The following is a 26,251-nucleotide window of genomic DNA, read 5'->3' on the forward strand; positions in this document are numbered from 1 at the left end:
TCCTGGCAATGGGCTAGTCCCGCAGGCTGGCCAGTTTGACCACCCGGCACCCCGGCTGGGGATGCTGGGCCGCCCGCACCCACCGGAAACACATCGTGCCGGACGAATGGCCGGCGGTGGTGAGCCAGTTCGCCAGGCCAGGATCGTCGTGCGCCACGATCAGGCGCACCGAGCCGTCGGATTCGTAGTGGGCCAGGGCCATGTTCGTATGAATCGTGAAGTGGCGGTAGTCCAGCGATTCCATCCAGTAGTTGTTGAGCTGGAAGTTCCAGTGCTCGCACTCGGGCGGCATGACTTCGATGACTAGTGCCTCGTCGGGCGCCAGCGCCCAGTGGCTGTGGTAGTAGGTGATGTTCGGGTCCCCGCCCGCCGCGAGTGACACGTCCGGGTCGAACATCGGCAGCTCGTTGCTGTGCTTGGCGAAGTCGCGTACCCACTTGGCGAACAGCAAGGGTGCACCCATCACCAGCGCGCCTGCCTTCTTCAAGCCTTCATCCAGCGCCCGTGCAGTCAGGTGAGAGGGGCGGCGTTCGTCGGGAGGACAGTTGATGCGCTCGATGGTCAGATCCGCCGGGGTTTCGGCACTGCGGTCCCCGTAGGTCTGGCGGACCACCAGGGTTCCGGTCTCCGGCGTCATCGGCAGCCAGTTGGCGCCCTGGGGAGTGCTGCTGAGCACGAGCTCGAAGTTCCCGTCGGGGTCCATCTCGATCTCATCGGATTCGATGTAGCCGGTGGGAGGCAAGCCGCGGCCTTGGCCGTAGTTGCCGGACTGTGTTCCGAAGCTCAGATAGGCGATGTCGTTGCGCTTTCCGGTGATCTTGTACTCGTAGCTCCCGCCGAGCGCAGCGGTCAGGTAGTGGTTGTCGGGATTGTCGGCGCCCAGCTTGGTGGTTTCGTCAACGACGCGATGCAGCACGGGCGCCTTGGGGTCGGCGTGCTCGACGAACGCATTCAGGCCCGCACGAGCGAGACGGCTCAGGTAGCGGTACCCCTCGGCTTGGCTGAATGGGTCCCGCGGAGCGCCGGGGAAATTCAGCGCAGCTCCCGCCGCCTTCAGCGAATCGCAGAACTCGTTCCAGGACTGGCCGCTTGTGACGCGCTGGTCGGCAACATCGTCGAGCGTCTTGCCGCGGACCTGCCGGACGAATGCCGAGACCCTTCGAAACGCTGCAAGGAGACCGATCGCGAGCCGTCGCATGGCCTACGTCTACAGAGGCGGCCGACCCGGCACAAGCCCGGGTCTGCCCGTCGCTGTTGTGTCGCCGACGTAACTGCCTCGGGATCGAGAAGAACGGAGGGCCGCTGGACTCACGCCCTTTGCGCCGCCGGATCGAGCTTGTACGTCGCCATGTCCTCGAACAGTGGAAGGCATCGCTCGTAGAACTCGTAAAGGCGAGGAGTCTCCTCGAGCGGCGGGTATTCGGTGCGAGGCGGCTGGATGCCGGTGCTCTGGCGAAGCTTGTCGTGCCAAGGACCGGTGCCCTCGCCGTACCAGCTCACCTCGGCGCGCTCGCCCTGTTCCCACGAGAGCGCCTCGGCGATGAACGGGATGCCCACCGCGGCGCAATAGGCCTGGATGGTTCCTTCCGGATCGCCGGTCAGATCGGAGGCGTCGATGACAGGCGGGGGCGAGCCGTCCCGGTCGGCGATACGGCGGAACAGGCGATGCAGCGACCCGAACCCGACCTCGTCCCACGTGCAGTCGGGCCAATAGTGGCCGAGCCCCTGGACAACCCGCTTCGGGTCCCGGATCAGGAACGTGTGCGTCATCGCCGAGAGCTTGGCATCGTCGAGGTTGCGCTCGACGGAGTAGGCGAAGTCCTTCACGAACACGTTCTGCGCTTGGGCGAGCGCGGAGATCTCGTCCCAGAACGCCGCATAGCCGTGGCCAGGCCGTGCGGGGACATGGGCGTCGCGCTGTGACCGGCGGTCCTCGCCGTAGTAGTAGAGCTCGTTCCACGGCTCGTGGAAGCACTCGAAGTCGCCTCGCTGGCGCATCATCCATTCGAACGCCGTCGAGATCGAACGGGGTGTGGCCCACAGGATCAAGAACATCTGTGAGCCCCCCGCTCAGCCGGCTCCGGCACCGTGATCCCTTCTGGTGTCCTTTCTGGTCGTGCGGGTGCTCGACCGCTCGCGATGGCGGTGAGCCAGCACCCCGTCGCCCTGCGGAGTTCCGTCGTGGAACGAGCCGATCAACTCGTCCAGTGGCGACTCGGGTCCGCCGTAGTTGCACTCGATGAACCGGTGGTGGATCTGGTGGTGGAAATCGCCCAGCTCGAAGCGGGCCTGCCGGCGCTTCTGCGGCCCCAGCAACAGGGCGTCGTAGCCGGTGTGCGACAACGGTGCCCCGATGCCGTGGTGCATGGTCATGAAGTAGAGGTGCACCGGGTGAGACGGCACCAGCAATAGCAGCACCACGTCGGAGAACAGGACGAGGTGCTCGGCGGGATGCATCGAGAGCCCGGACCACGGACCGACGTTCACGTTGCGGTGGTGCCACGAATGGACGCGGCGGTACGCCGGGCCGGTGTGCAGCAACCGGTGGTGGGCCGAGAAATACAGGACGGACCACCACGGGATGATCGCCAGGAACACCACGAACCAGACCGGGTTGTCACTGAGAGCGATCGTCGGTGCGTACCCGTTGGCGTAGGCCCACAACAGCAGTGATTCGAACCCGGTCCAGATCAGCACGGCGGGTACGAGCGTGAGGAAGGCGTTCTCCCGCACCTGGTTCCCGAACAGGAACACTCGCTTGTTCCGGCCGAACGGCCGGGCGTCGTAGCGCAGGGCGTCGCCCTGGCGGCGGATGACGTAGAACCAGACGTGAAGCCCGCCCGCCACGATCGTGACGAGGATCAGGTTGCGAAGCCACACCTCGAAGATCCAGCCGAGCTCGAAGCGCTGGGTGCGTTCGAGCGATGGCATGAACCATGCCCAGATCCCGAACGACACCGCCAGCATGAAGAAGCGGGACCGCAGGGGGAGCCACGTGCGGCCGAGGTGCTTTGCGATGGCGCCCGGTCGGGGAGGCCAGCGCAGGAATGGCGCCGATCGCAGCGGCAGCTCCGGCGCGTAGTTCCACATCGTGCGAGCGCCAGCGGGCGACGAGGGCACGGCATCACCCACAAGGTGCCTCGAGCGGCTGTCGGCGGGTCTGCGAGCCTGCCACTGACACCAGTGTATGTTCGGCGCCGAGAACGGCGAAAGACGCATTTCGGTTCAGTCGGAGCAACGGAGCGGCATGAACGAACCGCTGTTGAACGAGACGCATTACAACGAGCACGGCGCTGAGATCACGGGTCTGCGCATCTTCCGCTGGGACGAGCTCGACACGACGCGCTGGGACGCTGATCAGGTCGAAGCGCAGATCGTGACCGGCGAGCACATGCACCTGATCCGGGCGGTCTACGAGCCGGGTGCGACCTATGAAATGCACAGTCATCCCCACGAGCAGTTCAGCCTGCTGCTGTCGGGTCACATGCTCCTGACACTGGGCGAGGAAACCGCCGAGATCGGGCCGGGCGACGGCTGGTATGCGCCAGGCGGCGTGCCGCACGGCGGCGAAGTACTCGGCGACGAGCCGGCGGTGTTCATCGATGTCTACTCGCCGGCAACCACCTGGATCCTCGACGTGTTCGCCGCCGGCCGACGGATCAGTCCCAAGGATTGCTGACTCGGAGCTGATCGAATCGCTCGAAATCGCTGAGGTTTCTGGTGACAACGGTCATGTCGAGGTGGAGGGCAGTCGCAGCGATGAGTGCATCTCGGAAGGGCGCTGGGTCGGGAACATGAAGTGCCGCTGCCATGCGGGCGATCTCGGCAGTGACGGGGAGAAGCCGGTCTTCGAAGGCCGAGCTCACGCTGCCGTCGAGCCAGGTCCGAAGAAGTTCGCCCTGCGCCGGGTCACGCCGTTCGGCAAGGAGGACGCCGTGTTCGAGTTCGTGCAGCGAGACGACCGACATGAACATGAGCGCGGTGGGCACAGCGCTCGCCCACTCGGTGACTCCGCGGTTGGCCTTGCCTGAGCGTGCTTTGCGGAGCTCGGAGACGATGTTTGTGTCGAGGACGAACATCAATCGAACGCTGCGGGCTGAGCCGTCTGGCGCGACGCAGGCGCATGAAAATCGATGTCCTCGATTCCTGGAGGGTCGGCGAGCTGGTCGATGATGCTGGCTCGGTTTCCGGCGAGGCGTGTGTAGTCGGCGAACGTGAGCAGGACGTGAGAGGGCCGTCCGCGGTCGGTGATGTAGACCGGTCCGTCGTGCGCTGCCTTCTTTGCGCGTCCCGTGTCTTGGTTGAACTCGCGGCTGGTGAGCTTGATCGTGGACATCCTGCCTCCAGTTATGTAGTAATGTTACTACATAATCCTCTGAATGGTGACCCATGTTGAGGTCGAGCTGATTCAGACAGTCACGATTTGCAGGGGCGTGTGCAGTGCGATGACGTCGAAGTCGCGGTCGCGGTGGAGGACAGGAGTGTCGAGCCGGATGGCCACTGCAGCGATCACAGCGTCCATCTGGGAGCGAATGGTGATGCCTCGCCGCCGCAGCTCCCGGTAGATCGTTGCCGCGGAGAGAAAGTCTCGCCAGGGTTCCAGAGTTTCGAAGTGCTGAGCTTCCAAGACTCGCTGAGTTCGGCCGACAGCCCCGGCGTGGGCGCCAGCCATGACTTCGAGCACGACCGGATCGATAACCGACACTTCGTGCTGCTCAATCGAATCGAGCAGTGCGAACGCGACATCGGAATCGGCACCGCGCAGGTGCTCGACCCACGCGGATGAGTCAGCCAGAAGCATCGGGTTCTTGTCCCCAGTCTCCGAACCGGTCGGCACGCATGGCATCGAGGTCACCGTCCCAACCGATGCCCCTGGTGGCCAATTGCTCCTCGATGCTCATCGGTTCGCCTCCGACGAGGTGTTCCAGCGCAAAATGCACTGCATCGCGCTTGGTTCTAAGCCCGTATCTGCTCATCGCTCGTCCGATCAGCTCGTCGTCGATGTCAATGTTTGTCCGGCTCATGGGTACATTTTACACCTAGTGGTGTATTGAGGTGTATAGCGACAGCCCGCCCGATGACCGGCACCGACGAGGCACAATACGGACAGGGCAGTCGGCCGGGCGAATGAGTTTCTGGGAAGCTGGAGTGATGGGCGAACCCGTAGCGCCGCAAGCTCAGCCGACCGAAGGGCGGAGCTATCCGACAATGGCGCGCGGCGCCCGGCCGACGTTCTTCGATGACGAAGGTGCGACCGATGCCGTCCTGGCGATCGTGACGGCGTTGGCGGCTGAGGTGTGGGCGTTGCGGGAGCGGCAGACCACGCTCGAAGCGGTGCTCGCCGACGCCGGCATCGAGGTGGCAGAGGCGATCGAGGCGTACCGACCCGACGGCGACCAGATCGCAGCCCGAGCGGTCGAGGCGGCGGCGTTCGCAGGTCGCGTGTACCGCGTGTTCGAGGAAATGCGCGAAGAGGCGCTGGCTGGCGAGACCGAGGACCGGTATCTCGAGATCGTCGACCGCGCCTTCGCGGAGCTATAGACAGGGGACAGCCAGATGAGCCAGCAACGACACGCACTCCTTCCCGATGAGACGCACGACGAGGTCGCACGCGAGAGCTTCGTCCAGGCGCTGAAGTCGCACATCGCGACCCGGGTCAGCCCCGGCGTGCGGGAGATCTATGACTGTCGGGTGCGGGACCGGTGGGTCTCCGAGCACGGCGCCGAACCGGCCGATCGCCACGAAGTCCGCGAAGCACTGAGCTCGGACACGTACTACCGGCTGTGGAGCTCGGTGCGGCGGTCCAGCCAGCACCTGCTGTGGAGCTCGGTCGGCGATGCCGTGGCTCGCCAGGCCGACGATCTCGCGGAGCGTGCGCGTGCAGCCGATGCAGGGTTTGGGTCCTTGCGCCTCGACCCCGATCTTGAGATCCCCTGGTACAACGCCGAGGTCGACATCCATGCCATGCCAGGCGGCTACCGGGGCGAGTACACCGACGACGACGTGTCGGCCGGAGCGGTGTTCGACCGCGGCGTCTACGTGTACGCGATGGGCCAGATGGGCGCCCTCAATGACGACTACGGGCAGTCGATCTGCCAGAACTTCCTGGCGGTCTCGCACCCCGAGTTCTCGCCGCGGCGCATTCTGGACATGGGCTGCACCGCCGGCAATTCCACGCTGCCCTACGTCGACGCGTTCGGTGACGCCGAGGTCCACGCCATCGACCTGGGCGCGCCAGTGCTGCGGTACGCGCATGCGAGAGCCGAGTTGCTGGGCCGGGCGGTGCACTTCTCCCAGCAGAACGCCGAGTGCACCGATTTCCCCGACGCCAGCTTCGATCTCATCGTGTCCCACATCGTGATTCACGAGATTGCCCCTGCGGCGCTGCGGAGAACCCTGGCCGAGTGCCGCCGTCTGCTCGCTCCGGGCGGGCTCATGGTGCACGGTGACTTCGCCGGGTACGCGGGCGTCGATCCCGTCACTCAGGCGATGATCGACTGGGACACCTACAACAACCACGAGCCCTTCTGGGGCCCGATGCGCGACATGGACCTCGTCGCTGAATCCGTCAGCGCAGGATTCGACGACGGAATGGTCTCCATCGAGACAGTGCCGACGGGACGAGTACTGCAGACGGGCAAGCAGCAACGCGGGCAGCTCACGTTGCTCGTCGGCCGGACCTGACCAGACCGACCTCTCGAGCAGTCTGCGATAGGCGGCGGCGCCAGCGCCGCGTCAATAGCGCGAGCGCCAGGGACTGCCCTCGGTGGGGTAGGGGTACTGCATGTAGTACTCGGACTTCATCCTCACGCAGTCGTGCGCCATGTCGAATGCCTCGACGACGGCATCTGGCAGCGGTCCGCCCCCTGACGCCGCCATGATCGGCTCGAGTTGTTCGATGCGTGACACGCCGATGAGCGCCGCATCGCCCAGCGATGCATCGACGGCGGAGTGATGCTGGGTCCAGCGCACGGCCGCTTCGAGCGTGCTGAGGCCGGCTGCTGACGCGGCGGCTGTGATGGCATCGAGCGCTGCGAACATCTCATCCCGGTGCAGGTAGCGCTCCTGGTACTGCCTGACGCGGCGCGGCTGAGCGAAGCGGTCGACCCCCTTCACCGGCTCGACACCCTTGCGGTACTTGCCGGTGAGGAACCCGCTCGCGAGCGACCCGTGGGTGTAGTAGCTGATGCCGTAGTTGCGAAGCACCGGGACAAGTTCGTACTCCGCTGTGCGGTTCAGGGCGTTGTACACCCCCTGGTACACGGTCGGCATCACGTACCCCTGGCGCTGGCAGTACTGAGCGATCTCGACAACCTGCCAAGCGGGGAAGTTCGACAGGCCGAACCGCTCGAACTGGCGGGCAGCATGGCACTCGTTGATCTCGGCGAGCGTGTCTTCGAGCGGGATCGCTGTCGAGGGCATGTGGATGTAGTAGATCGACACCGAGTCGCGCTGCAAGGCTGTGAGCGACTGCTCCATCTGCGTGACCGGGCCTCCGTCGAGGGTGGGGTGATACTTGGTGCCCACCCTGATGGGGGCGCTCGCCGGCAGCCGGCCGATGACCGCCTCGCTGTGGCCGTTCTGGTACAGCCTCGCCGTGTCGAGCTCCTCGCCGCCGAGCTCGATGAAGGCTCGAAGCAGATCATTGCAGGAGTCGTCGGTTGCCAGGGGATGGTCGCGAGTCGTTTCCTTGGGTTTGCCGAAGGCAATTGCACCCAACACGACGGGCGCTGCTTGGGTTCGTGTCACCAGATCGGCCATGGATCCCCCCGATGTCGTGAGGAACCGACCCTAGGTCTCTGGCCCATGGATGTTGTTGACTGATGGGATCCACGTCCACGACAGGAGGGTGACCTGATGGAGGTCGTCAACGAGGTGATGCCCACGAGCCCGGGGCGCATCGACGAGATGATGCAGCCCGGTCCCGACGGGCCGATCTACATGGTCAACCTGCTGAAGTTCAAAGACAAGGCCGAGTACGAGGACGGGCGGGAAACCGATCTCACCGGCTACGAGGCGTACCAGCTCTACGGCCGAGCGGTCATGAAGATCATCCAGGACTACGGCGGCGAGATCCAGTTCGCGGCGGACGTGACGTTCCTGGCACTCGGCCAGGTCGAGGAGCTGTGGGACGAAGTCGCGATCGCCAAGTACCCCAACCGGGGCGCATTGCTGGCAATGTCGTCCTCAGACGAGTGGCGGGCAGCCTCTGTGCACCGCACAGCTGGGCTCGCCGGTCAGCTCAACATCGAGACGGTCGCCCAGTTCGTCCGAGGCTGAACGCGGCTCCTCCGTCGGGATTCCTTCTGGCTGGAAGGTTGAGGCGGGGAGGTCAGGTACGGTCGTGCGTATGAGGATCGGGGAGCTGGGCGATCGCTGCGGGGCGACCACGAAGACGATTCGATATTACGAGTCGATCGGTCTGCTGGATGAACCAGACCGCACAGCGAGCGGGTACCGCGAGTACGAGGGCGACGCGGTGGCGCGCTTGCGGTTCATCCGGGATGCGCAGGCCACTGGTCTGTCATTGGCCGAGATTTCTTCGGTGCTTGAGCTCAAGAGCGTCGGCGAGCGTTCGTGCGCGCACACCACGGCGCTCATCGAGGCCCACGTGGATGCCATCGACGCCCAAGTCGCCCAGCTGCGGTCGGCCCGCAAAGAGCTGGCTGCGCTGCTGAGGCGGGCACAAGGGCTCGACCCGGCATCATGCACTGACCCCAATCGCTGCCAGGTGATCAGCCGATCCCGCTAGTCGACTTGACCTTCCAGCCGAGTGGAACCTCTAGGTTGGACGCGTGGCCGCCGAGGCAACCGTTCGATCCGACCTGGCAATCGACGGGATGACCTGTGCCGCCTGCGCGAGCCGGATCCAGAGTCGGCTCGACCACCTGGATGCCGTGGCTGCAGCGAATGTGAACTTCGCCACCGGGCGCGCCACGATCACCCATGACGGATCGCTCGACGAGGCGATCGTCGCCGCCGAGATCAATGCGCTGGGTTACTCAGTCATCGCTGCCGGCGAAGGTGCCGCATCCGAGCTGCGACGCCAAGCAGACCTGCTGACTCGCCTGGTCATCGGTGTGGCACTGACGGTGCCGTCGGCGCTGGTCTCGATGATCCCGGCGTTGCAGTTCGGCGGCTGGGAATGGCCGGTTGCAGTGCTGGCAACGGTGGTGATCGTGGGGTCGGGGTGGCCGTTCCATCGGGCGGCAGCGGTGAACCTGCGGCACGGCGCCACCACCATGGACACGCTCGTGTCGATGGGGTCGCTGTCGGCGCTGGCTTGGTCGCTGACCGTGTCGGCTGCCGGTGTCGGCGACGGCCATGTGTATTTCGAGACCGGCGCCGTGATCGTGACGCTCATCCTGCTGGGAAAATGGCTGGAGCTTCGAGCCAAGCGCCGCTCCGGCGATGCGATCCGGGTGTTGGCCGATCTGGGTGTCCGGACAGCTCGGCTGGTCGACGGGCGCGAGGTCGCGCTCGCTGATCTGGCGGTCGGGATGCGGTTCGTGGTCCGGCCGGGGGAGCGAATCGCCACTGACGGCGTGGTCGCCGAGGGGCGTTCGGCGGTCGATGCGTCGATGGTGACCGGTGAGCCGGTGCCGGTCGAGGTAGGGCCCGGCGATGAGGTGATCGGCGCCACCATCAATGCGAACGGCTCGCTCGTCGTCGAGGCGACGAAGGTGGGCGCCGACACGGCGCTGGCCCAGATCATCCGGCTCGTCACCCAGGCCCAAGGCAGCCGGGCAGAGGTGCAGCGTCTCGCCGATCGGGTCGCGGCGGTGTTCGTGCCCTTCGCCCTTGTGACGGGAATCGTGACGCTGGTGGCGTGGTCGGCGCTGGGCAACGCGGCGAGTGAAGCGTTCAGCGCGGCCGTAGCGGTGCTGATCATCGCCTGCCCCTGTGCCCTCGGGTTGGCGACGCCGCTCGGGATCATGGTGGGGACCGGTCGCGGCGCACAGCTCGGGGTCATCATCAAGGGAGGCGAAGTCCTCGAGGACACACGCTCGGTGGACGTCGTGCTGGTGGACAAGACCGGCACGCTCACCGAGGGAGCCATGACGCTCGCCGGCGTCCATGCGGGCGAGCTTCCGGCCGCCGAGCGTGACGAGGTGCACCGGCTGGCGGCATCGGCCGAGGCGCTGTCGGAGCACCCGATTGCTCAAGCGATTGCTGGCTCCGTCGACGGGTTGGCCAAGGTGGATGACTTTGAGACCACGCCGGGCTCCGGGGTGACGGCGACGATCGGCGGCGTGGAGGTTCGAGTGGGCCGACGCAGCCTGTTCGACAACGTGCCCGGACCTGTCGCTGAACTGGCCGGGAGCGCCGAGGCCGCAGGGGCGACAGCCGTCCTTGCCGGTCGCAACGGCTCAGCCGAGCTTGTCCTGGTGGTCGCCGACCGCATCAAGTCGACCTCGCAGGAGGCGATTGCGGCACTGCACGACCAAGGTCTGGCGGTCACGCTGCTCACCGGTGACAACGAGCGCACTGCCCGGACGGTCGCAGCCAAGGTCGGCATCGAGTCTGTGATCGCCGAGGTCTATCCGGGTGACAAAGCCGCCGTCGTGCAAGAACTCCAAGCCGACGGGAAGCGCGTGGCGATGGTGGGCGATGGCATCAACGACGCCCCGGCGCTCGCGCAGGCCGATCTCGGCATTGCCGTCGGGACTGGTACCGACGTGGCCATCGAGGCCTCCGATCTCACCGTCGTGAGCGGCGATCTGCGTGCCGTCGCGGATGCCATCGCGCTGTCGCGCCGCACACTGTCGACGATCAAGGGCAACTTGTTCTGGGCCTTCGCCTACAACGCCGCTGCGATCCCGCTTGCGGCGCTTGGCATCCTGAACCCGATGATCGCTGCAGGTGCCATGGGCATATCGTCGCTGTTCGTCGTGACCAACAGCCTCCGTCTCCGACGCTTCGCGGGCTACCGCCAGACTGACTGATCTTGTGACCAGCGACAAGTGGACTGCGACGGACATTCCTGATCAATCGGGGCGGATGGCGGTTGTGACGGGCGCCAACTCGGGGAACGGTCTCGAGACGGCGCGGGCCTTGGCAGGCCGTGGTGCGATGGTGGTGCTTGCGGTGCGGGATCTCGACAAGGGGGGAACGGCGGTCGATGCCATCCGGGCCGAACATCCCGGTGCTGACCTCGTGCTGCAGGAGCTCGACCTGGCGTCGCTGAATTCGGTGCGTGAAGCGGCGTCAGCCATCGGGGATCGGTTCGAGCGAATCGACCTGCTCGTCAACAACGCAGGGGTCTTTCACACTCCGCGCCGTCAGACCGCCGACGGGTTCGAGATCCGGATGGGCACCAACCACCTCGGCCACTTCGCCTGGACTGGCCTGTTGCTGGACCGGCTGGTACCCGTTGCCGGTTCGCGGGTTGTCACGGTGAGCAGCAACGCTCACCGCTACCGCTCACGGATTGACTTCGAACGCTTCGGAGTCGCGCAAGGCCGCAGCCAATCCGCTGCGTACGGCCGGTCGAAGCTGGCGAACCTGCTGTTCACCCGCGAGCTGCAGCGCCGGCTGGTGGCTGCAGGGGCTCCGACTGTAGCGTTGGCGGCCCATCCGGGCTGGTCCGAAACGGGGATCCTGCGACATTTCCCGGGCATACGGATTGTCCATCCGCTGATCGGGCCGTTGCGGCACAGCGCAGCCATGGGCGCCCTCGCGACGCTGCGGGCCGCGACCGATCCCGCCGCTTCCGGCGGCCAGTTCTACGGGCCGGACGGCTTCATGGAGATGCGCGGCCATCCGGTCTTGGTGCCCTCAAGCGCCCGGTCACGCGATGCGGAGCTGCAACGGCGGCTGTGGGACGCGTCACAAGAGCTCACCGAGGTCCAATTCGGGGTGTGAGCCAGTTCAGCGAACCCACTCTCTTGGTGGATCGCGCGTTGAGCAGTGGGCCGCACTCGCGTCCTATGTCTTGTACCAACCTCGCTGACAGAGCGGCCCCGGGCCGGAGAGACAATCCGATCGAAAGGCGCCCACATGAAGGCGGCAGTCCTGCACAAGACGCACCAGCCGATGGAGATCACTGAAGTCGCGACACGCAGCCCTGGTCCTCGTGAGGTCCTGATCGCCACCGCCTATGCCGGCCTCTGCCATTCCGACCTGCACTTCATTGAGGGGCTCTTCCCGCATCCACTGCCGGCAGTGCTTGGTCACGAAGCGGCCGGAGTCGTCGAAGCGGTCGGCAGCGACGTCACGTATGTCAAGCCAGGCGACCATGTGATCACCTGTCTCTCCGTCTTCTGCGGCGAGTGCGAACGCTGCTTGTCGGGACAGCCGTCCACCTGCTCGGACATCACGGTCAAGCTGCCTCCTGGTGCCAGCGATCACCTGGAATGGGACCGGCCCGAGTAATTGCCATCGACACGAATCCCGACAAGCTGCAGCTGGCGCGCATGCTGGGCGCAACCGATGCGGTGAACCCACTCGAATCAGACCCTGTCGAGGCGGTGCTGGACCTGACCGGCGGGGGAGTGCACCACGCAATCGAATGCCTGGGCATGAACACCACTGCCGAGCAGGCATTCAACATGCTGGTCCTGGGCGGAACTGCCACGATCGTCGGCATTATCCCGGCGGATCAGAAGATCTCCGTTGACGGGATGCACCTGTTGCGGGGGCGCACGCTGAAAGGATCGGCGATGGGATCGAACCGATTCCGCATTGACATGCCGCGGCTCGTCGAGCTGTATCTCCAAGGCCGGTTGCATCTCGACGAATGGGTGTCGGCGATGGTCACCCTCGATCAGATCAACGACGGCTTCGCTGACATGCGCGCAGGCAGGGTCGTCCGGTCGGTGATCAAGTTCGACTGACGTCGCAAGACTGGCTGCGGTGACGCGCAGCGTCGCCATTCCGAACGCGCTCAGGACGCCGATCACGCTTGAGACGGCCCCACACTCGCCGCCACAAAGATGGCAGCCCGAAGTCGAATATCAATCCACGGCTGACATCGGCGCCTGGGTAGCGCGTCCCGCGATCCCTGAGCGCCGTCTTTGAGCCCACGATCGTCACAGTAACACCCACCCAAGTGGAACCGTGTAGACGAATAGGAGAGTCAGAACTGCTTGGGCGCCGACCCGTCGCTGGACTTTCGTCAGAATTTCTTCGTTGTGGTTGAAGTGGTCCAAGTAGGTGTTCACGAGGTGGCGCTGTAGCCGTGGCACTGCGTCAACGCTTCCGGGGAAACTCGTCAGCGCGTCGAACTCGGCGACCTCTCTCCAGTGTCGCGCCAAGGTGTGGGTACGCATCCATGTGACGCCATTGACGAGTGCGAACCCCGCGAAGGCACCAGCAACGTAGGGCGCCAGTTCGCCTTCGGAAACCGAGGTGTCGGCGGCTTCTGGTCGAGCTGCGACGGAAACGGAGACGGCGGTCACCAAGATCGCCGTCATGGCGAGGAACCCTGCGACAATCAGTTGAGATTGTCGCTGCGCATTCGCGAGGCGATTGTCCTGCTTGCTCCGGATCTCCCGGGCCTCGTCTAGGACTTGACTCCACGCGCCAGCGGTCTGGTCGCCAGCTTGGCCGGTGGACATGGCATGACACCTTTCAGAAACTTGCCAAGACCCCCCCTCCCCCCTTCATCTAGCGGCCTTCTCTGCCACCTTGACGTTGTGTCCTGGGCGGAACGGGGGCGCCGCCAACGTCCGTCACCATTTCGAGCGGGAAATCCGCACGACCGTCAGCCGATACCGCAGTGCGTCACGTCAATCCCACTCGGAGCGGAGCTGTTCCATCTCATTCCTCCGATGGACGCCGGTTGGCTTTCCAGCAGACTCCGCCACGGCATCGTCCTGGCGAGGGCGAGGGGCGCGGTCGAGGCCGCCTTCGGCGTCGATGACTTGGCCTCGGATCCAGCCGCCGCTGTCGGTGACCAGGAACTCGACGAGGTTGGCGATGTCATCGGGGGCGCCCCACCGCTGGTCGGGGAAGCGCTCACGCATCTCTTGGTGCATGTCGGCCGTTGCGTACCCGGTGTCAACTGGGCCCGGGTTGATGCAGTTGGCCACAATTCGAGTGGCTGCGAGCGCGTGGTTGATGGACGCTGTCATCTGATGCAGCGCGCCTTTGGAAACGGCGTAGGCGATCTCGTCGTCCATCGGTGCGAGGTGCTGGCCGCTGGTGAACCAGATCATTCGACCGGCAGGCGGCGCTGACGGCGGTGCTGGTTCGTGAACCTGTGCGAATCGCTGGGTAAGCAGGACGATGCTGCGCACGTTGACGGCCCAGCAACGGTCCAGTTCCGTTGCCTCAACCTCGGACATCGACTGGTGCGAGCTGCGGGCATGAGCTGCGACGACAATGTCCAGCCGGCCGTGCCTCTCGATGACCTCATCGATTAGGGAGTTGGCCGTCTCGGCTTGTTCGAGATCGTGGCGGTGGACGACGAACGGCATCGGCGACAGGGGTTGTTCGCCCCACGGCATCTCGGCGTCGTGAGCGGGCCAGCCGGTTGCATCGACCGTGGCGCCGAGCTTATGCAGCCGCTGCGCAAGGGCAGCTGCGATACCCGCGTCCCGGGAAACTCCTGTCACCAGTGCGACGCGACCCGAGAGCGGTCCGGCAGTGCTCATGGCAGGCGAATCCTCTCGATGGGTGGGGTCTCATAGTGCGCGTGCACGAGCAGGTGCTCGGCGACCGGTCTTGGCCCGGCTTCGCATGTTGCCAGATGGCCTCACCTGGAATCGAATGCAATTCTGCGGGTTGCATGTCGATAGCCTCTCGCTGCTCCCACTCCCGAAGAAGGACAGCGCACATGGTTGAGACCACCGCAAGCACCAGCATCGACATTGCCGCGAGCCCAGCGGCGGTGTACGGGATCCTGACGGACCTGTCCCGCATCAGCGAGATCAGCCCCGAGTGCTACAAGTCCGAGTGGGAGGACGGCTCGACCGGTCCCTCAGTCGGTGTGAAGTTCCGCGGTTACAACCAGAACGGCGACATGAAGTGGGACGCCGGCTGTGTCGTCGTGGCCGCCGAGCCGGGTCGGGAATGGGCCTTCGAGGTGCCTGCCCAGGACGGCCGCCGCACGCTGTGGCGCTACGAGATCGAGGCGACTGGCTCAGGCTGCCGGGTCACCGAGAGCTTCGACTCGCCGATTCTCGACATGGAGTTCTTCCAGAAGCACAACCGTCACAGCCTCCTGGTGAAGAACATCGCCCAGACGCTGAAGAACCTCAAGGCCGTCGCCGAGGCCTGAGAAGCGACTCGCTCCCGGCAAGCGTTGCGTCTGTCAGGGCGGCGTCGGCCACTACGGCCCCGGTCCAGCAGTAGAGGAGCACCGTTGGCGTTGCGCCGAAGTCCTGTTGGTGAGGCTGCCATGGTGCGTGATGCACGGAATCGCCGGGCCGCATCATCCTGCTCGCTCCGTCGCTGCCGGTGAACGACGGCTCGCCGGCCAGCACGTGGTACAGCTCTTCGGCCTCGTGGTGGTGGCTGGGGTAGTGCAGGTTCGGGCCCCACACGGCGATGCCGACTCGCACGCAGCGATGCTCGACGATCGAATTCGGACCCACTAGCTGCACGTAGCCGTAGTTCTCGTGGAACTCATCGCTCAGCACGCCGCGGTAGCCGGCGGTCTGAATCCAGGGCAGTGCGGGGGCGAGGGAGAGAAATTCCTCGAGCACCGCGTCAATGGCGGGATCGCCGCTGCGTTCCACGGTGTCGAGGTGCCGCAGCACCGGGAGATTGCGGGGCTCTAGGAGGGCAGGGCTGCGCGCCTCGTCGAGCGCGCCGAGCACTTCATCAACCATCGGGTACTCGGGAACCGCTGAGCGGCTGCGGTGGAACCCTGCAATGCGCCGAAGCAGCTCGTCGATGACGCCAGCCACAACGGCATCTTCCCAAACGGCTGCAGCCTGCAAGTCGATGCCAGGTCGACAACTAGGTTCCAAACGGTGAGCGTGACGCGCAAGGGGGGTTCGGCCGGGCGACTGTCGCACGACGATGTCGTGGCGTGGGCGACGTCGATGGTCGAGCGGCTGTCGGAACGAGCCGCTGAGGCAGAAGAGCTGCGCGAACTGCCCCGGGCGACGATGGACGACGCCGTTGCGAGCGGAGTCTTCGAGATGCTGGTGCCCAGCGAGCGCGGCGGCCACGGCCTCGGGCTGCGGTCACTCGGCGAGATGACACGCATCCTCGCCCATGGCTGCGTCTCCTCTGCGTGGACGCTGCTGTTCTTGGTGCTGCACAACTGGTTCGTGGCACGAGGGCCGCAGGAATTCCAGGCAGCGGTCTGGGGCAGTAGGCCATACGTGCTGATGCCCGGCACGCTCACTCCGACGGGGACCGCCGCGCCGGTCGACGGCGGCTACGAACTCACCGGTCGGTGGCAGTGGGCGACGGGAGTGCAGCACGCCGACTGGGTGATGCTTAACGGGCTCATACGGGGGGACAAGGGCCCCGAGGCGCGGTTCTTCGTGCTGCCGATAGCGAACGTCGAGGTCGTCGACGTGTGGCACACCTCGGGCATGCGAGGGACCGGCAGTAACGATGTGGTCGCTGATCAGGTGTTCGTCCCTGCCCACCAGACGCTCGCCGCCCTCGAGCTTGCCGGGAACTTCCCGCCGGGTGCGGAACTGAGCGCCGATCCCTTCGTGCGCTATCCGATGGTGCCTGTGCTGACGCTCGTCGCTGCTGCAGCAGCCTTAGGCGGGGCCGAAGCCGCTGTCGGGCTCTTCCGTGAGCGCCTGACCTCGCGGGTGCTGGCGTACTCGATGGGCGATCGCCAGGCGGAACAGCCGGCAGCTCAGGTGCGCCTCTCGCAGGCACTGTCCACGGTGCGAGCCGCTCGACTCGTGTGGGACGGCGCGGTGAGCCAGGTGTGCGACGTCTACGACGGGGGAGGAGTATTCGAAACGGTCGACCGTGGGCGAGTACGGCTCGCAGCTGCCCAGACGGTTCGCCTATCGATCGAGGCAGTCGGCACCGTGCTGGAGGGGTCGGGCGCGTCGGTGCACCTCTCCGATTCGCCGCTGCAGCGCATTTCCCGCGACCTGCTGACGCTGCGAGGGCACATGGTCTTCGACTGGGATCGCACGGCAGAGCTCGCCGGCAAGCTGGAACTCGGCCTCGACCCCGCACCCACCGACCTGCTCTGAAGGAGCAGAGCTCAGCGGGCGAGTGCGTTGAGGATGTCGAGTCGGTTGGCCCGGCGGCACGGCAGGATTGCGCCGGCTCCGGCGATGGCGATGCCGGTGAGGATGGCGGCAGCGAAGGCGGCGGGGCTGAAGGCGTAGTCGATGTCGAACGCGGTTATGGCCCGGATGGTGCTCACGAGACTGGCGTGGTAGGCGGAACCAGCGACTGCCCCGAGTACTGCCCCGGTCAGGCCGATAGCGAGGGCCTCGGTTGCAACGCTCGTGACGATGCGTCGTTTGGTAGCGCCGATGGCTCGGAGCACCGCGAACTCATTGGTGCGCTCCAGCGTTGATGCCAGCAGCGTGTTGAGGAGCGCTACTGCGGCGCAGGTGACAATCACGAGCAGCATCATTGCGATGAGGGCGAGGATTTGGTCGGAGGATTGGCGAGCGTCCGCCCCGAACTCCTCGCCGGTGAAGATCTGGACCCGATGTCCGGCGGTGATCCGGTCGAGCTGCTCGCGGACAGCGCTCGGGTCGGCCCCGGGTTCAAGTTGGACTTCGTAACGGGCGAAGCTGTCGATTCCGTAGTGGGCGGCGAAGAGATCGTGGGAGATGTTGACCATGCCGCCGCTGCCAGGAGCGATAGCGCCGGTGATGGCGACGATCGGCAGTCGCAGGGAAGGTGTCGCGCCCGGTATGTCGATGATGTCGCCGACTTCGTAGCCGAACGTGAGCGCTGTCTGCTTGATCACAACGGCGCCTTCTCCGGCGGCCATCCGGGCACGTGCGTCATCGGTGGCGAGCCGGGTGAAGGAGTAGGCGCTGTCGCCGTAGACACCTTGGACACCGACGATGTGGGGTCCTGACTCGGCGGGGACCCAGGTGTTGGCGGCGATCGAACGCACGCCCTCGATGGATTCGAACTCGGTCGTCCACGCCGTTGGAAGGCCGACGAGAGCGATGTTGTCACCGGACGTAGTACCGATCCAGAAGTCGCTTCCCAGGATCGTGGACAGGTTCTCATTGGTGGTGTCCCGCAGGTTGACAGCTAGGCCAGAGGTGGTGACGGCGATGGCGACAGCGATCATCACCACCGTTGTGGTGCCCCACACGCGCCGCCCCGAACGCTTCAGCGCTGTGGCTGCGAGCTCGCCGCTGGCACCCAGCCGTCGAGCGATGCCAACCGTCATCGCGATGATGAACGGGGCGGCACCGGCGGCGATGCACAGGAGCCCCGCCATGGCCGCTCCGAAGGCCATCCGGCCGCTAGGGATCACGAAGAGCAGGACGCCCGCACCGATGAGCCACCAGCGGCGGGTGAGGTGATGCTCGGAAGGCTGCACCTCTGGACGGAGCGCTTCGAGGGGTTCGATCCGAAGCGCCCGGCGTGCGGGGACGATTGCGGATGCCATGGCGGTGGCAACACCCAGGAGCCATGCGACAACGAGCAGTGTCGCAGGGACCGAGGTCTGCAGCGGTGTTCCGATGGCGCGCGCGAACGCATCAGGCACCGTGGCGATCACCGAGCGAGCCATAGCTGTCCCCAGCACCAGGCCGAGCGCCGAGCCGACCGCCCCCAGCGTTGCGGCTTCGGCGAGCACGCCGGTGAGGATCATTCGGCGGTCGCCGCCGAGCGCTCGCAGCGATGCAATCTCGTGCCGCCGATCGAGAACGGTCATGTTCATGGTGTTGAACAGCAGGAACCCGCCCACAACGAGCCCCATGGCTCCCAAGATCGACAGCATGGTGAACATGACGCCGATGGTGTTGCGGGCTTGGATGACCCTGTTGGCTGCCTCGCGGATGTCCGCATCGCCCGCAGCGGTCGCCAGGGCGGTCGGGTCGGGCTGGCCATGGACGAGCAGCGTCTCGGTCCCGGTGCGTCCACGCAGGCGAAGCGCAGTCTCGAGGTCAGCGACCGCGACGCGCCCGCCGTACCGATCCCGCAGTTCGGGCTCGGCTCGGCCTGCGATCTGGCCGGCCATGGGTTGCCCGGTGGGACCAGTGAGGACATGACGACCAGACACCGGCAGGGCCGACCCGGTCCGGATGCCCGTGGTTGCCGCCAGGGCTTTTGCCGGGCGCGTCGTCAGCCCGTCACGGTCTTCGAGCGCGACCAGCCATCCCTGGACGTCGTCAATCATCATGGGCACTTCGACGAAGTGGCGGACACCCTCCACTCGTTCTACGTCTGCGATTGCGTCGCGTGCCCGTTCGAGGTCCGCTGTGGCGACCGTGACTTCATAGCGGGCCCCGCCGAGAAGGGCCACGGTCGCATCGGCCGTTGCAGTCGCGGACGTCAGCAGCGACGACATGGCGACGATGAGGCCAACGCCTGAGGCGATCCCCAGGACGGACACGGCCGTGCGCAAGCGGTGGTCCCGCAGACGACGAAGGTGAAGCAACCGGAACCGGTCGAGCCTCATGTCGGTACCGGGTCGTCGGCGACCCTGCCGTCGCGCAGGCTGATGATCCTGGCACCGGCACTGGTGGCAATGGCGGGTTCGTGGGTGACGACGACGAGGCTCCGCCTCCGGTCGATGGTGAGCCCCTTCAGCAACGCCAGGATGCTCGCTGAGTTGGCTTGGTCGAGTGCCCCGGTCGGTTCGTCGGCGAACACCACTTCTGGATCCGTCATGAGCGAGCGGGCGATGGCGACACGCTGCTGCTCGCCTCCTGAGAGCTCATGGGGCGGATGGTCCGATCGATCTGCCAGTCCCACGTCGTCGAGCAGCGCCAATGCCCTCGCACGCTGTGTGCGCAGCGACTTGCCGTCGAGCAATTCGGCGAGGGCGACGTTCTCCCAGGCGGCCAAGCCCGGCAGCAGCAGGAACGACTGGAACACGAACCCGAATGTGCGGCGCCGGAACTCTGAGCGTTGATCATCGGACAGGCTGGCGGTGTCGACGTCGTCGATGCGCAGCGTCCCGGCGGTGGGGTTGTCGATGAGTCCGAGAAGGTGCAGCAGCGTCGACTTGCCCGAGCCGCTGGGACCGGTGACGGTCACGAACTCGCCCGGGTGGACGTCTAGCGACACGTCGTCGAGGGCGACGATGTCGTGGGTGTCGCGTCGGTGGACACGTCTCAGGTTCATGGCGTGAATGTTCATCGGCAACTATTCTATCTGTGTATACCGAATGTGTATTGATGGCAGTTTTGTGCCACACTCGTGTCGATGAGCGTGCAACACGCCTTGCTCGGGTTCATGGAGTCCACTCCACGACATGGCTACGACCTGAAGCGCTCGTACGACAGCTTGTTCGCCGAGATGAGACCGCTGCGCTTCGGTCAGGTCTACGCAACGCTCTCACGCCTCGAACGCGACGGCCTCGTCGAACTCGCCGAGACCGCCCCCGGACAGGGTCCCGAGCGCAAGACCTACGCCATCACCGCCGAGGGCGTCACTGACCTTGAGCGATGGTATGGCGAGCCTGAGCCAGCCCAGTCACCCATCGACAGTGCGCTGTTCCTGAAGGTCACTCTCGCCTTGCTGTCGGGCAGAGACGCCAGGCAGATCATCGAAGCGCAACGGGAGAGCCATACAGGTCGGATGCGGAAGCTCACCAAGGCCAAAGACGATGCCGGCGAACACGAGCGTGCGCTGCTCGACTACGCCCTGTTCCACCTTGAGGCAGACCTGCGCTGGATGGACCACACCGCCCAGCGGCTCGGCGAGCTCCGGCGTGCGCTCGCCCTGTGATGCCGATTGTCGAGACCGTCGGCGTCACCCGCGTCTTCGGCACTGACGGGGTCGTCACGGCACTCGACGATGTGTCGATCAGCGTCTCTGGCGGCGAATTCGTCGCAATCCAGGGACCGAGCGGGTGCGGCAAGTCCACCCTGCTCCACCTGCTGGGCGGGCTCGACATGCCGACCGCAGGCACGGTGCGCTTCGGCGGTGTCGACCTCGCTGCGTTGACCGACAACGAGCGCACCCGGCTACGTCGGCGCAGCATCGGCATCGTGCTGCCCATCGTAGAGCTCGTCCCGACCCTGACGACCTGGGAGAACGTGGCGATCTCGTTGCTCCTCGACGGCCGTGCCATGGCCGAGGGGCGGGCTCGGGCCACCGAATTGCTTGATGCGGTCAGGCTCTCTGACCGCACCCACACCGTTGCCTCACGGCTGTCGACTGGGGAGGCCCAGCGGGTCGCTGTCGCTCGGGCGCTCTACAACGAACCGGAGCTGCTCCTGGCCGACGAGCCGACATCATTCCTGGACAGCGTGCGCTCTGACGAGATTGTCGGTCTCTTGAGGACTCTCGCCAACGACGGCCGCACCATCGTCATGGCGACTCACGACGCCCGCGCCGCAGCCTTTGCCGACCGCTCGATTCGCCTGCTGGATGGTCATGTAGTTCAAGATGTATGCTGATATTGGATTAAGTCCAGAATCATGTATCCTTTCGGCGTGATCGAAGTCCAGCAGATGTTGCGGGAGCGAGGGATACAAGTGACCGCACAGCGGTTGGCTGTGTTCGGTGCCGTGTCGGCCCGACCGCATGCCACTGCTGACGATCTGGTCGACGATGTGCGTGCCAGTATCGGGTCAGTATCCCGACAGGCAGTGTTCGACGCCTTGACCATGTTGACCGAAGAAGGTCTCATCCGGCGCATCCAGCCGGCACGGTCGGCGGCCCGATACGAGGACCGGGTCGACGACAACCATCATCACCTGGTGTGCCGGGCCTGCGGAGGCATGGTCGATGTCGACTGCGCTGTGGGGTACCGGCCGTGCCTCGAGGCCGCAGACGACAACGGCTTCTCGATCGACGAGGCCGAGGTCATCTACTGGGGCTACTGCGGGGACTGCCAGCCGGCGGTCGGGACGAGTGGCGCATGAGGGCGAGCAATCCAGCTCGCCGACCAGGTCCAGGACCGGCCCGACGAGCACTTCTGCAAAGCCACCCATCACTCCAACTTTCAGCCAAGGAGCAGCAATGACTGACACCAGCACCGCCAATTCAACAACCTCGACGAACGGCAGATGCCCTGTGCTGCATGAGCCCGCCGGCGCCATGGGTTCGCTCGCGAACCAGCACTGGTGGCCCGAGCAGCTGAACCTGCGGCCGCTCGGCAAGAACTCGCCGTTGATCGACCCCACCGACGACGGGCTCGACTACGCCGCCGAGTTTGGGAGCCTGGACCTCGCGGCGGTGAAGGCGGACCTTGCCGAGGTGATGACCACCTCGCAGGACTGGTGGCCGGCCGACTTCGGCCACTACGGGCCGCTCATCATCCGCATGGCGTGGCACAGCGCCGGCACCTACCGCATCCATGACGGACGGGGCGGCGGCGGCTCGGGCACGCACCGGTTCGCACCGCTGAACAGCTGGCCCGACAACGCCAACCTGGACAAGGCCCGCCGGCTGCTGTGGCCGGTCAAGCAGAAGTACGGCCGCAAGATCTCCTGGGCCGACCTGATGATCCTGGCCGGCAACGTGGCGCTGGAATCGATGGGCTTTGAGACCTTCGGTTTCGGCGGCGGCCGGGTGGACGTGTGGGAGCCCGAGGAGGACATCTACTGGGGTCCCGAGACCGTCTGGCTCGACGACGAGCGCTACAGCGGCGACCGTGAGCTGGCCGACCCGCTCGGCGCCGTGCAGATGGGTCTGATCTATGTGAACCCTGAGGGGCCGAACGGCACGCCTGACCCGCTCGCGGCGGCGAGGGACATCCGGGAGACCTTCGCCCGCATGGCCATGGACGACGAAGAGACCGTTGCCCTCATCGCCGGGGGCCACACCTTCGGCAAGACGCATGGCGCCGCCGACGGCGACCAGCACGTCGGCCCCGAGCCTGAAGGCGCCAGCCTGCAGGAGCAGGGCCTCGGGTGGTCGAGCACCTACGGCAGCGGCAAGGCGGGCGACACGATCACCAGCGGGCTCGAGGGCATCTGGACGCCCACGCCGGTGACGTGGGACGACACGTTCTTCGAGGTCCTGTTCGGCTACGAGTGGGAACTCTCCCAGAGCCCGGCGGGGGCGTGGCAGTGGGTCCCGACCGATCCCGCTGCGGAAGGCACCGTGCCCGATGCGCACGACCCGTCGAAACGCCACGTGCCGGTCATGCTGACCACCGATCTGGCGCTGCGGATGGACCCCATCTACGAGCCGATCTCGCGGCGCTTCTGTACCCATCCCGACGAGTTCGCCGACGCGTTCGCGAGGGCATGGTTCAAGCTCACCCATCGCGACATGGGCCCGGTCGCCCGGTACCTCGGACCCGAGGTCCCCAACGAGCAGCTGATCTGGCAGGACCCGGTACCGGCCGTCGACCACGATCTGGTCGGTAGTGCCGACATAGCGGCGCTCAAAGCTCAAGTCCTCAGCTCCCCGCTGTCGGTCTCACAGATGGTCAAGACGGCCTGGGCGTCGGCGTCGACGTTCCGCGACAGCGACCTGCGAGGTGGGGCCAACGGTGCCCGCATCCGGCTTGCACCTCAGAACGGCTGGGAGGCCAACGGCCCCGCTGAGCTGGCTGAGGTACTGGTGACGCTGGAGGGAATCCAGTCTGAGTTCAACAGCTCTCAGAGCGGCGACAAGCGGGTGTCCCTGGCCGATCTGATCGTCCTGGGCGGGTGCGCCGGGGTCGAGCAGGCGGCCCGCGACGCCGGCCATGACATCGTGGTTCCGTTCTCGCCAGGACGCACAGACGCGTCGGCGGGCCAGACCGACGCCGAGTCCTTCGCCGTGCTCGAGCCGACTGCCGACGGATTCCGCAACTACTGGCGGGACGATGACAAACGCCGCCCCGAGGTCATGCTGGTGGACCGAGCGAGCCTGCTGTCGTTGACAGCGCCGGAGATGACCGTGCTTGTCGGCGGCCTGCGGGTGCTGGGTGCCAACAACGGCAGCTCGTCGCTCGGCGTGCTCACCGACCGGGCCGGGTCGCTCACCAACGACTACTTCGTGAATCTGCTGGACATGGGCAACCAATGGCAGATGTCCGACACCGAGCACATCTTCGAAGGCCGCGACCGCGACTCTGGCGAGCTCCAGTGGACGGCGAGTGCCGTCGACCTGGTGTTCGGCTCGAACTCCCAGCTGCGGGCCATCGCCGAGGTCTACGGGTGCGACGACGCCGAGTCGAAGTTTGTAGGCGACTTCGTGGCGGCCTGGACAAAGGTCATGAACCTGGACCGGTTCGACCTGAGCTGAGGAATCGCCGCCGAGAGCGGCGCTACGTTGGGCGGCGGGGGATAAGCCCATGACCGCACGCCCACGACCGCTCATGATCGGCGCCACGGCGGCTGATCCGAAGCGAGCCGTCTACATCTGGAACGCCATCCGCAAGTACTTCAACGAGGCCGGACTGGAGACGGAGTACGCGCTGTATTCCACTTACGACGCGTTGTGCACGGCGGTGCTGGATGGCCATGTCGACATCGCGTGGAACGCGCCCATGGCACATGTGCAGCTGCTGCTGCAGTCACCGGGCGCCTGCCGGACGCTGGCGATGCGCGACACCGACGAGGACGTCCACTCGCTCATCGTCGCCCGGGCCGACGCCGCCATCGCCGATCTCGATGACCTGCGTGGGCGGCGGCTCGCCTTGGGCGTTGACACTTCCAGCGAGCTGTACTTGCTGCCGGTCGCTCAGCTCGCGGAGGACGGGTTCAACGTCCGATCGGACTGCGAGCTCGTCGAGCTGGAAGCCACGGAGTACTCCAACCTGCAGTCCTGGGTGGATGACCGGACGATCTTCGGCGCCGTCATGGACGGACGAGCCGACGCCGGGGTGATATTCGAGCCGTGGCTCGGGTACTTGAAGCGACGCCATGAGCTGGCCGAAGAGGACATCGTCGAGGTGTGGCGCACCCGTCCCTACTGCCACTGCGCCTTCACCTCCGGCCCCGGCCTGAGCGACGACACCTGCGAGCAGTTCGTGGAGCTGCTCGTGGCCATGGATCCCGACGACCCCGAGATCGCCGAGATGATGCGCATGGAGCACGTCTCCAAATGGGTGCGCGCCACCGATGACGGCTGGAACGATCTCATGGGTGCTGTCGAGAAGGCCGACCTCGTCGGCAAGATCTTCTAGGTCCCGACCCGGAGAAGCACCAGATATGTCGAAACCCGCGCTTGGCCTGCTGCTCGGATTTGAAGACTCGATGGCTGACTTCGTCGAGCTGGCCCGGCAAGGGGAAGCCGCCGGGATGGACTCGATGTACACCGTCGAAGCCGGTCGCAGTGCGTTTGTGTCGGCAGCCGCCGTCATCGCCGCGACCGAGCGGGTTGCCGTCGGCACCTACATCGCCAATGCGTATGCCCGTGAGCCGTGGCTCACGGCGATCGCGGCCCGCGATCTCGACGAGATGAGCGAGGGACGGTTCACGCTGGGACTCGGCACCGGCAACCGCCACTTCAACGAGTGGTACATGGGCATCGACGACTTCCGCCCGCTCGGCAAGCTGCGCGACTACATCGGGATTGTCCGCAGTGCGGTCGCCGGCCGGGCGGGGGAGCCGGTGCGCTACGAGGGCGAGCACCACCGCATCCGCTGGCGGGCTACCTGGGAGCCGACACGGCCCTCGATCCCGGTGTACCTGTCGGCTTCGGGACCCAAGATGGTCCGCCTGGCCGGTGAGGTTGCCGACGGGGTCGGCGTCGGCGTGATGTCGTCGGTCGAATTCATGCGTGACATCGTCCGGCCGGCAGCACGGGAGGCTGCCGGCGACGCCGGTCGCGACCCCGACGAACTGGACTTTCCCATGGGGTCGTTCATCAGCATCAACGAGGACCCCGAGCTGGCACGCAAGGTCACCCAAGCCACCATCTGCGGCCTGTTCCACCCGGTGCCGCACCCGTACTACGACTCGCAGTTGCGCCAGCTCGGCTTCGACGAGTTCGCCGACGCAGCGGCACACCTCGTGCCCCAGGGTCAGATGCGCGAGGCGATGGACCTGGTGCCCGACGAAGTCGTCGACACCATGAGCATCACCGGCACCCCGGCCCAGTGCGCCGCACGCATCGCCGACTACGACGGGCTGGCCGACGAGATCATCTTGTACCGGCTGCCCCAGCGCACCGATCCGCCCGGACTCGCCGGCTACGAGTCGCTGTTCGAGGTGGTCTCGCTGGCCAGCGCCTGATACCGCCCGTCAGACTCAGAGCCCCCTTGCTGTAGCGGTGGCCGCTCGCAACC

28 protein-coding genes and 1 pseudogene are annotated in these 26,251 nt (G+C 65.9%); 16 read left to right on the plus strand and 13 right to left on the minus strand.

Annotation, left to right across the window (positions count from 1 at the left end):
- Nucleotides 1-13 precede the first annotated feature (13 nt).
- The 3 genes from ACOCMM_RS09395 to ACOCMM_RS09405 form a co-directional block, all read right to left on the minus strand.
- A complete protein-coding gene (locus ACOCMM_RS09395; RefSeq protein ID WP_419552896.1) occupies nt 14-1,198 on the minus strand; it encodes a DUF1214 domain-containing protein in 1,185 nt (394 codons plus the stop codon).
- 110 nt (nt 1,199-1,308) lie between these two features.
- Entirely contained in the window at nt 1,309-2,055 is a 747-nt protein-coding gene (locus tag ACOCMM_RS09400) for a sulfotransferase family protein (RefSeq protein ID WP_419552897.1), read from the minus strand.
- A 15-nt stretch (nt 2,056-2,070) separates the two neighbouring features.
- A complete protein-coding gene (locus ACOCMM_RS09405; RefSeq protein ID WP_419552898.1) occupies nt 2,071-3,120 on the minus strand; it encodes a sterol desaturase family protein in 1,050 nt (349 codons plus the stop codon).
- 127 nt (nt 3,121-3,247) lie between these two features.
- On the opposite strand from ACOCMM_RS09405, the gene ACOCMM_RS09410 reads away from it, so the two are divergent.
- On the plus strand, nt 3,248-3,679 hold the full coding sequence (locus ACOCMM_RS09410) for a cupin domain-containing protein (protein ID WP_419552899.1): 432 nt from the start codon (nt 3,248-3,250) through the stop codon (nt 3,677-3,679).
- Here ACOCMM_RS09410 and ACOCMM_RS09415 read toward each other — a convergent pair.
- From ACOCMM_RS09415 to ACOCMM_RS09430, 4 genes are all read right to left on the minus strand, one after another.
- Nucleotides 3,660-4,079, minus strand: coding sequence for a type II toxin-antitoxin system VapC family toxin (locus tag ACOCMM_RS09415; RefSeq protein ID WP_419552900.1), 420 nt, complete (start codon nt 4,077-4,079; stop codon nt 3,660-3,662). The genes ACOCMM_RS09410 and ACOCMM_RS09415 overlap by 20 nt on opposite strands.
- The gene (locus ACOCMM_RS09420) at nt 4,079-4,336 is read right to left on the minus strand and encodes a type II toxin-antitoxin system Phd/YefM family antitoxin (RefSeq protein ID WP_419552901.1); all 258 of its coding nucleotides are present in this window, start codon (nt 4,334-4,336) and stop codon (nt 4,079-4,081) included. The genes ACOCMM_RS09415 and ACOCMM_RS09420 overlap by 1 nt, the downstream gene beginning before the upstream one ends.
- A gap of 72 nt (nt 4,337-4,408) precedes the next feature.
- Nucleotides 4,409-4,801, minus strand: coding sequence for a PIN domain-containing protein (locus ACOCMM_RS09425; RefSeq protein ID WP_419552902.1), 393 nt, complete (start codon nt 4,799-4,801; stop codon nt 4,409-4,411).
- Nucleotides 4,788-5,024 carry a type II toxin-antitoxin system VapB family antitoxin gene (locus ACOCMM_RS09430; RefSeq protein WP_419552903.1) on the minus strand — a complete coding sequence of 79 codons (237 nt, stop codon included), beginning with the start codon at nt 5,022-5,024 and terminating at the stop codon, nt 4,788-4,790. The genes ACOCMM_RS09425 and ACOCMM_RS09430 overlap by 14 nt, the downstream gene beginning before the upstream one ends.
- 127 nt (nt 5,025-5,151) lie before the next feature.
- Here ACOCMM_RS09430 and ACOCMM_RS09435 point away from each other — a divergent pair, with 127 nt between their 5' ends.
- Together ACOCMM_RS09435 and ACOCMM_RS09440 are read left to right on the plus strand one after the other, a co-directional pair.
- A complete protein-coding gene (locus tag ACOCMM_RS09435; RefSeq protein ID WP_419552904.1) occupies nt 5,152-5,541 on the plus strand; it encodes a hypothetical protein in 390 nt (129 codons plus the stop codon).
- Nucleotides 5,542-5,556: 15 nt separating this feature from the next.
- A complete protein-coding gene (locus tag ACOCMM_RS09440; RefSeq protein WP_419552905.1) occupies nt 5,557-6,684 on the plus strand; it encodes a methyltransferase domain-containing protein in 1,128 nt (375 codons plus the stop codon).
- A gap of 51 nt (nt 6,685-6,735) precedes the next feature.
- On the opposite strand, the gene ACOCMM_RS09445 is transcribed toward ACOCMM_RS09440, so the two are convergent.
- Nucleotides 6,736-7,761 carry an aldo/keto reductase gene (locus tag ACOCMM_RS09445; protein WP_419552906.1) on the minus strand — a complete coding sequence of 342 codons (1,026 nt, stop codon included), beginning with the start codon at nt 7,759-7,761 and terminating at the stop codon, nt 6,736-6,738.
- A gap of 96 nt (nt 7,762-7,857) precedes the next feature.
- Between ACOCMM_RS09445 and ACOCMM_RS09450 the strand changes: the two genes are divergently transcribed.
- The 5 genes and pseudogenes from ACOCMM_RS09450 (at nt 7,858) to ACOCMM_RS09470 (ending at nt 12,836) form a co-directional block, all read left to right on the plus strand.
- Nucleotides 7,858-8,280 carry a DUF1330 domain-containing protein gene (locus ACOCMM_RS09450; RefSeq protein ID WP_419552907.1) on the plus strand — a complete coding sequence of 141 codons (423 nt, stop codon included), beginning with the start codon at nt 7,858-7,860 and terminating at the stop codon, nt 8,278-8,280.
- A gap of 70 nt (nt 8,281-8,350) precedes the next feature.
- A complete protein-coding gene (locus ACOCMM_RS09455; protein ID WP_419552908.1) occupies nt 8,351-8,752 on the plus strand; it encodes a heavy metal-responsive transcriptional regulator in 402 nt (133 codons plus the stop codon).
- Nucleotides 8,753-8,795: 43 nt separating this feature from the next.
- On the plus strand, nt 8,796-10,946 hold the full coding sequence (locus ACOCMM_RS09460; RefSeq protein WP_419552909.1) for a heavy metal translocating P-type ATPase: 2,151 nt from the start codon (nt 8,796-8,798) through the stop codon (nt 10,944-10,946).
- Nucleotides 10,947-11,001: 55 nt separating this feature from the next.
- Nucleotides 11,002-11,865, plus strand: a complete 864-nt coding sequence (locus ACOCMM_RS09465; protein WP_419554854.1) for an oxidoreductase — start codon at nt 11,002-11,004, stop codon at nt 11,863-11,865.
- A gap of 135 nt (nt 11,866-12,000) precedes the next feature.
- A pseudogene (locus ACOCMM_RS09470) lies at nt 12,001-12,836 on the plus strand (zinc-binding dehydrogenase).
- Between the two features lie 195 nt (nt 12,837-13,031).
- Here ACOCMM_RS09470 and ACOCMM_RS09475 read toward each other — a convergent pair.
- Together ACOCMM_RS09475 and ACOCMM_RS09480 are read right to left on the minus strand one after the other, a co-directional pair.
- Entirely contained in the window at nt 13,032-13,559 is a 528-nt protein-coding gene (locus tag ACOCMM_RS09475; protein ID WP_419552910.1) for a hypothetical protein, read from the minus strand.
- A 171-nt stretch (nt 13,560-13,730) separates the two neighbouring features.
- Nucleotides 13,731-14,597: an SDR family oxidoreductase gene (locus ACOCMM_RS09480; RefSeq protein WP_419552911.1), complete on the minus strand. Its 867-nt coding sequence runs from the start codon at nt 14,595-14,597 to the stop codon at nt 13,731-13,733.
- A gap of 182 nt (nt 14,598-14,779) precedes the next feature.
- Here ACOCMM_RS09480 and ACOCMM_RS09485 point away from each other — a divergent pair, with 182 nt between their 5' ends.
- Complete coding sequence (locus ACOCMM_RS09485; RefSeq protein WP_419552912.1) at nt 14,780-15,223, plus strand: SRPBCC family protein; 444 nt, start codon at nt 14,780-14,782, stop codon at nt 15,221-15,223.
- On the opposite strand, the gene ACOCMM_RS09490 is transcribed toward ACOCMM_RS09485, so the two are convergent.
- On the minus strand, nt 15,201-15,917 hold the full coding sequence (locus ACOCMM_RS09490; protein WP_419552913.1) for a dimethylsulfonioproprionate lyase family protein: 717 nt from the start codon (nt 15,915-15,917) through the stop codon (nt 15,201-15,203). The two genes, ACOCMM_RS09485 and ACOCMM_RS09490, sit on opposite strands and share 23 nt — an antisense overlap.
- A gap of 3 nt (nt 15,918-15,920) precedes the next feature.
- Between ACOCMM_RS09490 and ACOCMM_RS09495 the strand changes: the two genes are divergently transcribed.
- A complete protein-coding gene (locus ACOCMM_RS09495) occupies nt 15,921-17,123 on the plus strand; it encodes an acyl-CoA dehydrogenase family protein (RefSeq protein WP_419552914.1) in 1,203 nt (400 codons plus the stop codon).
- Between the two features lie 11 nt (nt 17,124-17,134).
- On the opposite strand, the gene ACOCMM_RS09500 is transcribed toward ACOCMM_RS09495, so the two are convergent.
- Nucleotides 17,135-19,531 (minus strand): FtsX-like permease family protein, encoded by a 2,397-nt coding sequence (locus ACOCMM_RS09500; protein ID WP_419552915.1) that lies wholly within the window; start codon nt 19,529-19,531, stop codon nt 17,135-17,137.
- The gene (locus tag ACOCMM_RS09505) at nt 19,528-20,214 is read right to left on the minus strand and encodes an ABC transporter ATP-binding protein (RefSeq protein ID WP_419552916.1); all 687 of its coding nucleotides are present in this window, start codon (nt 20,212-20,214) and stop codon (nt 19,528-19,530) included. The genes ACOCMM_RS09500 and ACOCMM_RS09505 overlap by 4 nt, the downstream gene beginning before the upstream one ends.
- Before the next feature lie 66 nt (nt 20,215-20,280).
- Here ACOCMM_RS09505 and ACOCMM_RS09510 point away from each other — a divergent pair, with 66 nt between their 5' ends.
- The 6 genes from ACOCMM_RS09510 (at nt 20,281) to ACOCMM_RS09535 (ending at nt 26,198) form a co-directional block, all read left to right on the plus strand.
- Nucleotides 20,281-20,805 (plus strand): PadR family transcriptional regulator, encoded by a 525-nt coding sequence (locus tag ACOCMM_RS09510; RefSeq protein ID WP_419552917.1) that lies wholly within the window; start codon nt 20,281-20,283, stop codon nt 20,803-20,805.
- Nucleotides 20,805-21,479, plus strand: a complete 675-nt coding sequence (locus ACOCMM_RS09515) for an ABC transporter ATP-binding protein (RefSeq protein WP_419552918.1) — start codon at nt 20,805-20,807, stop codon at nt 21,477-21,479. Before ACOCMM_RS09510 ends, ACOCMM_RS09515 begins: the two co-directional genes overlap by 1 nt.
- A gap of 54 nt (nt 21,480-21,533) precedes the next feature.
- Nucleotides 21,534-21,947, plus strand: coding sequence for a Fur family transcriptional regulator (locus tag ACOCMM_RS09520; protein WP_419554855.1), 414 nt, complete (start codon nt 21,534-21,536; stop codon nt 21,945-21,947).
- 97 nt (nt 21,948-22,044) lie between these two features.
- Nucleotides 22,045-24,264, plus strand: a complete 2,220-nt coding sequence (katG, locus tag ACOCMM_RS09525) for a catalase/peroxidase HPI (protein WP_419552919.1) — start codon at nt 22,045-22,047, stop codon at nt 24,262-24,264.
- A 49-nt stretch (nt 24,265-24,313) separates the two neighbouring features.
- Complete coding sequence (locus ACOCMM_RS09530) at nt 24,314-25,147, plus strand: phosphate/phosphite/phosphonate ABC transporter substrate-binding protein (RefSeq protein WP_419552920.1); 834 nt, start codon at nt 24,314-24,316, stop codon at nt 25,145-25,147.
- Nucleotides 25,148-25,217: 70 nt separating this feature from the next.
- The gene (locus tag ACOCMM_RS09535) at nt 25,218-26,198 is read left to right on the plus strand and encodes an LLM class flavin-dependent oxidoreductase (RefSeq protein WP_419552921.1); all 981 of its coding nucleotides are present in this window, start codon (nt 25,218-25,220) and stop codon (nt 26,196-26,198) included.
- Nucleotides 26,199-26,251: the final 53 nt, after the last annotated feature.

This window comes from Candidatus Poriferisodalis sp. (assembly GCF_965198245.1).
GTDB lineage: Bacteria > Actinomycetota > Acidimicrobiia > Acidimicrobiales > Poriferisodalaceae > Poriferisodalis.

Coding starts and splice junctions, on each gene's coding strand:
- ACOCMM_RS09435 (WP_419552904.1), top strand. CDS start 5,152: ATGGGCGAACCCGTAGCGCCGCAAGCTCAGCCGACCGAAGGGCGGAGC.
- ACOCMM_RS09505 (WP_419552916.1), bottom strand. CDS start 20,214: ATGAACATTCACGCCATGAACCTGAGACGTGTCCACCGACGCGACACC.
- ACOCMM_RS09445 (WP_419552906.1), bottom strand. CDS start 7,761: ATGGCCGATCTGGTGACACGAACCCAAGCAGCGCCCGTCGTGTTGGGT.
- ACOCMM_RS09400 (WP_419552897.1), bottom strand. CDS start 2,055: ATGTTCTTGATCCTGTGGGCCACACCCCGTTCGATCTCGACGGCGTTC.
- ACOCMM_RS09420 (WP_419552901.1), bottom strand. CDS start 4,336: ATGTCCACGATCAAGCTCACCAGCCGCGAGTTCAACCAAGACACGGGA.
- ACOCMM_RS09450 (WP_419552907.1), top strand. CDS start 7,858: ATGGAGGTCGTCAACGAGGTGATGCCCACGAGCCCGGGGCGCATCGAC.
- ACOCMM_RS09535 (WP_419552921.1), top strand. CDS start 25,218: ATGGCTGACTTCGTCGAGCTGGCCCGGCAAGGGGAAGCCGCCGGGATG.
- ACOCMM_RS09425 (WP_419552902.1), bottom strand. CDS start 4,801: ATGCTTCTGGCTGACTCATCCGCGTGGGTCGAGCACCTGCGCGGTGCC.
- ACOCMM_RS09455 (WP_419552908.1), top strand. CDS start 8,351: ATGAGGATCGGGGAGCTGGGCGATCGCTGCGGGGCGACCACGAAGACG.
- ACOCMM_RS09415 (WP_419552900.1), bottom strand. CDS start 4,079: ATGTTCGTCCTCGACACAAACATCGTCTCCGAGCTCCGCAAAGCACGC.
- katG (WP_419552919.1), top strand. CDS start 22,045: ATGACTGACACCAGCACCGCCAATTCAACAACCTCGACGAACGGCAGA.
- ACOCMM_RS09465 (WP_419554854.1), top strand. CDS start 11,002: ATGGCGGTTGTGACGGGCGCCAACTCGGGGAACGGTCTCGAGACGGCG.
- ACOCMM_RS09500 (WP_419552915.1), bottom strand. CDS start 19,531: ATGAGGCTCGACCGGTTCCGGTTGCTTCACCTTCGTCGTCTGCGGGAC.
- ACOCMM_RS09520 (WP_419554855.1), top strand. CDS start 21,534: ATGTTGCGGGAGCGAGGGATACAAGTGACCGCACAGCGGTTGGCTGTG.
- ACOCMM_RS09395 (WP_419552896.1), bottom strand. CDS start 1,198: ATGCGACGGCTCGCGATCGGTCTCCTTGCAGCGTTTCGAAGGGTCTCG.
- ACOCMM_RS09475 (WP_419552910.1), bottom strand. CDS start 13,559: ATGTCCACCGGCCAAGCTGGCGACCAGACCGCTGGCGCGTGGAGTCAA.
- ACOCMM_RS09410 (WP_419552899.1), top strand. CDS start 3,248: ATGAACGAACCGCTGTTGAACGAGACGCATTACAACGAGCACGGCGCT.
- ACOCMM_RS09530 (WP_419552920.1), top strand. CDS start 24,314: ATGACCGCACGCCCACGACCGCTCATGATCGGCGCCACGGCGGCTGAT.
- ACOCMM_RS09440 (WP_419552905.1), top strand. CDS start 5,557: ATGAGCCAGCAACGACACGCACTCCTTCCCGATGAGACGCACGACGAG.
- ACOCMM_RS09515 (WP_419552918.1), top strand. CDS start 20,805: ATGCCGATTGTCGAGACCGTCGGCGTCACCCGCGTCTTCGGCACTGAC.
- ACOCMM_RS09430 (WP_419552903.1), bottom strand. CDS start 5,024: ATGAGCCGGACAAACATTGACATCGACGACGAGCTGATCGGACGAGCG.
- ACOCMM_RS09480 (WP_419552911.1), bottom strand. CDS start 14,597: ATGAGCACTGCCGGACCGCTCTCGGGTCGCGTCGCACTGGTGACAGGA.
- ACOCMM_RS09485 (WP_419552912.1), top strand. CDS start 14,780: ATGGTTGAGACCACCGCAAGCACCAGCATCGACATTGCCGCGAGCCCA.
- ACOCMM_RS09510 (WP_419552917.1), top strand. CDS start 20,281: ATGAGCGTGCAACACGCCTTGCTCGGGTTCATGGAGTCCACTCCACGA.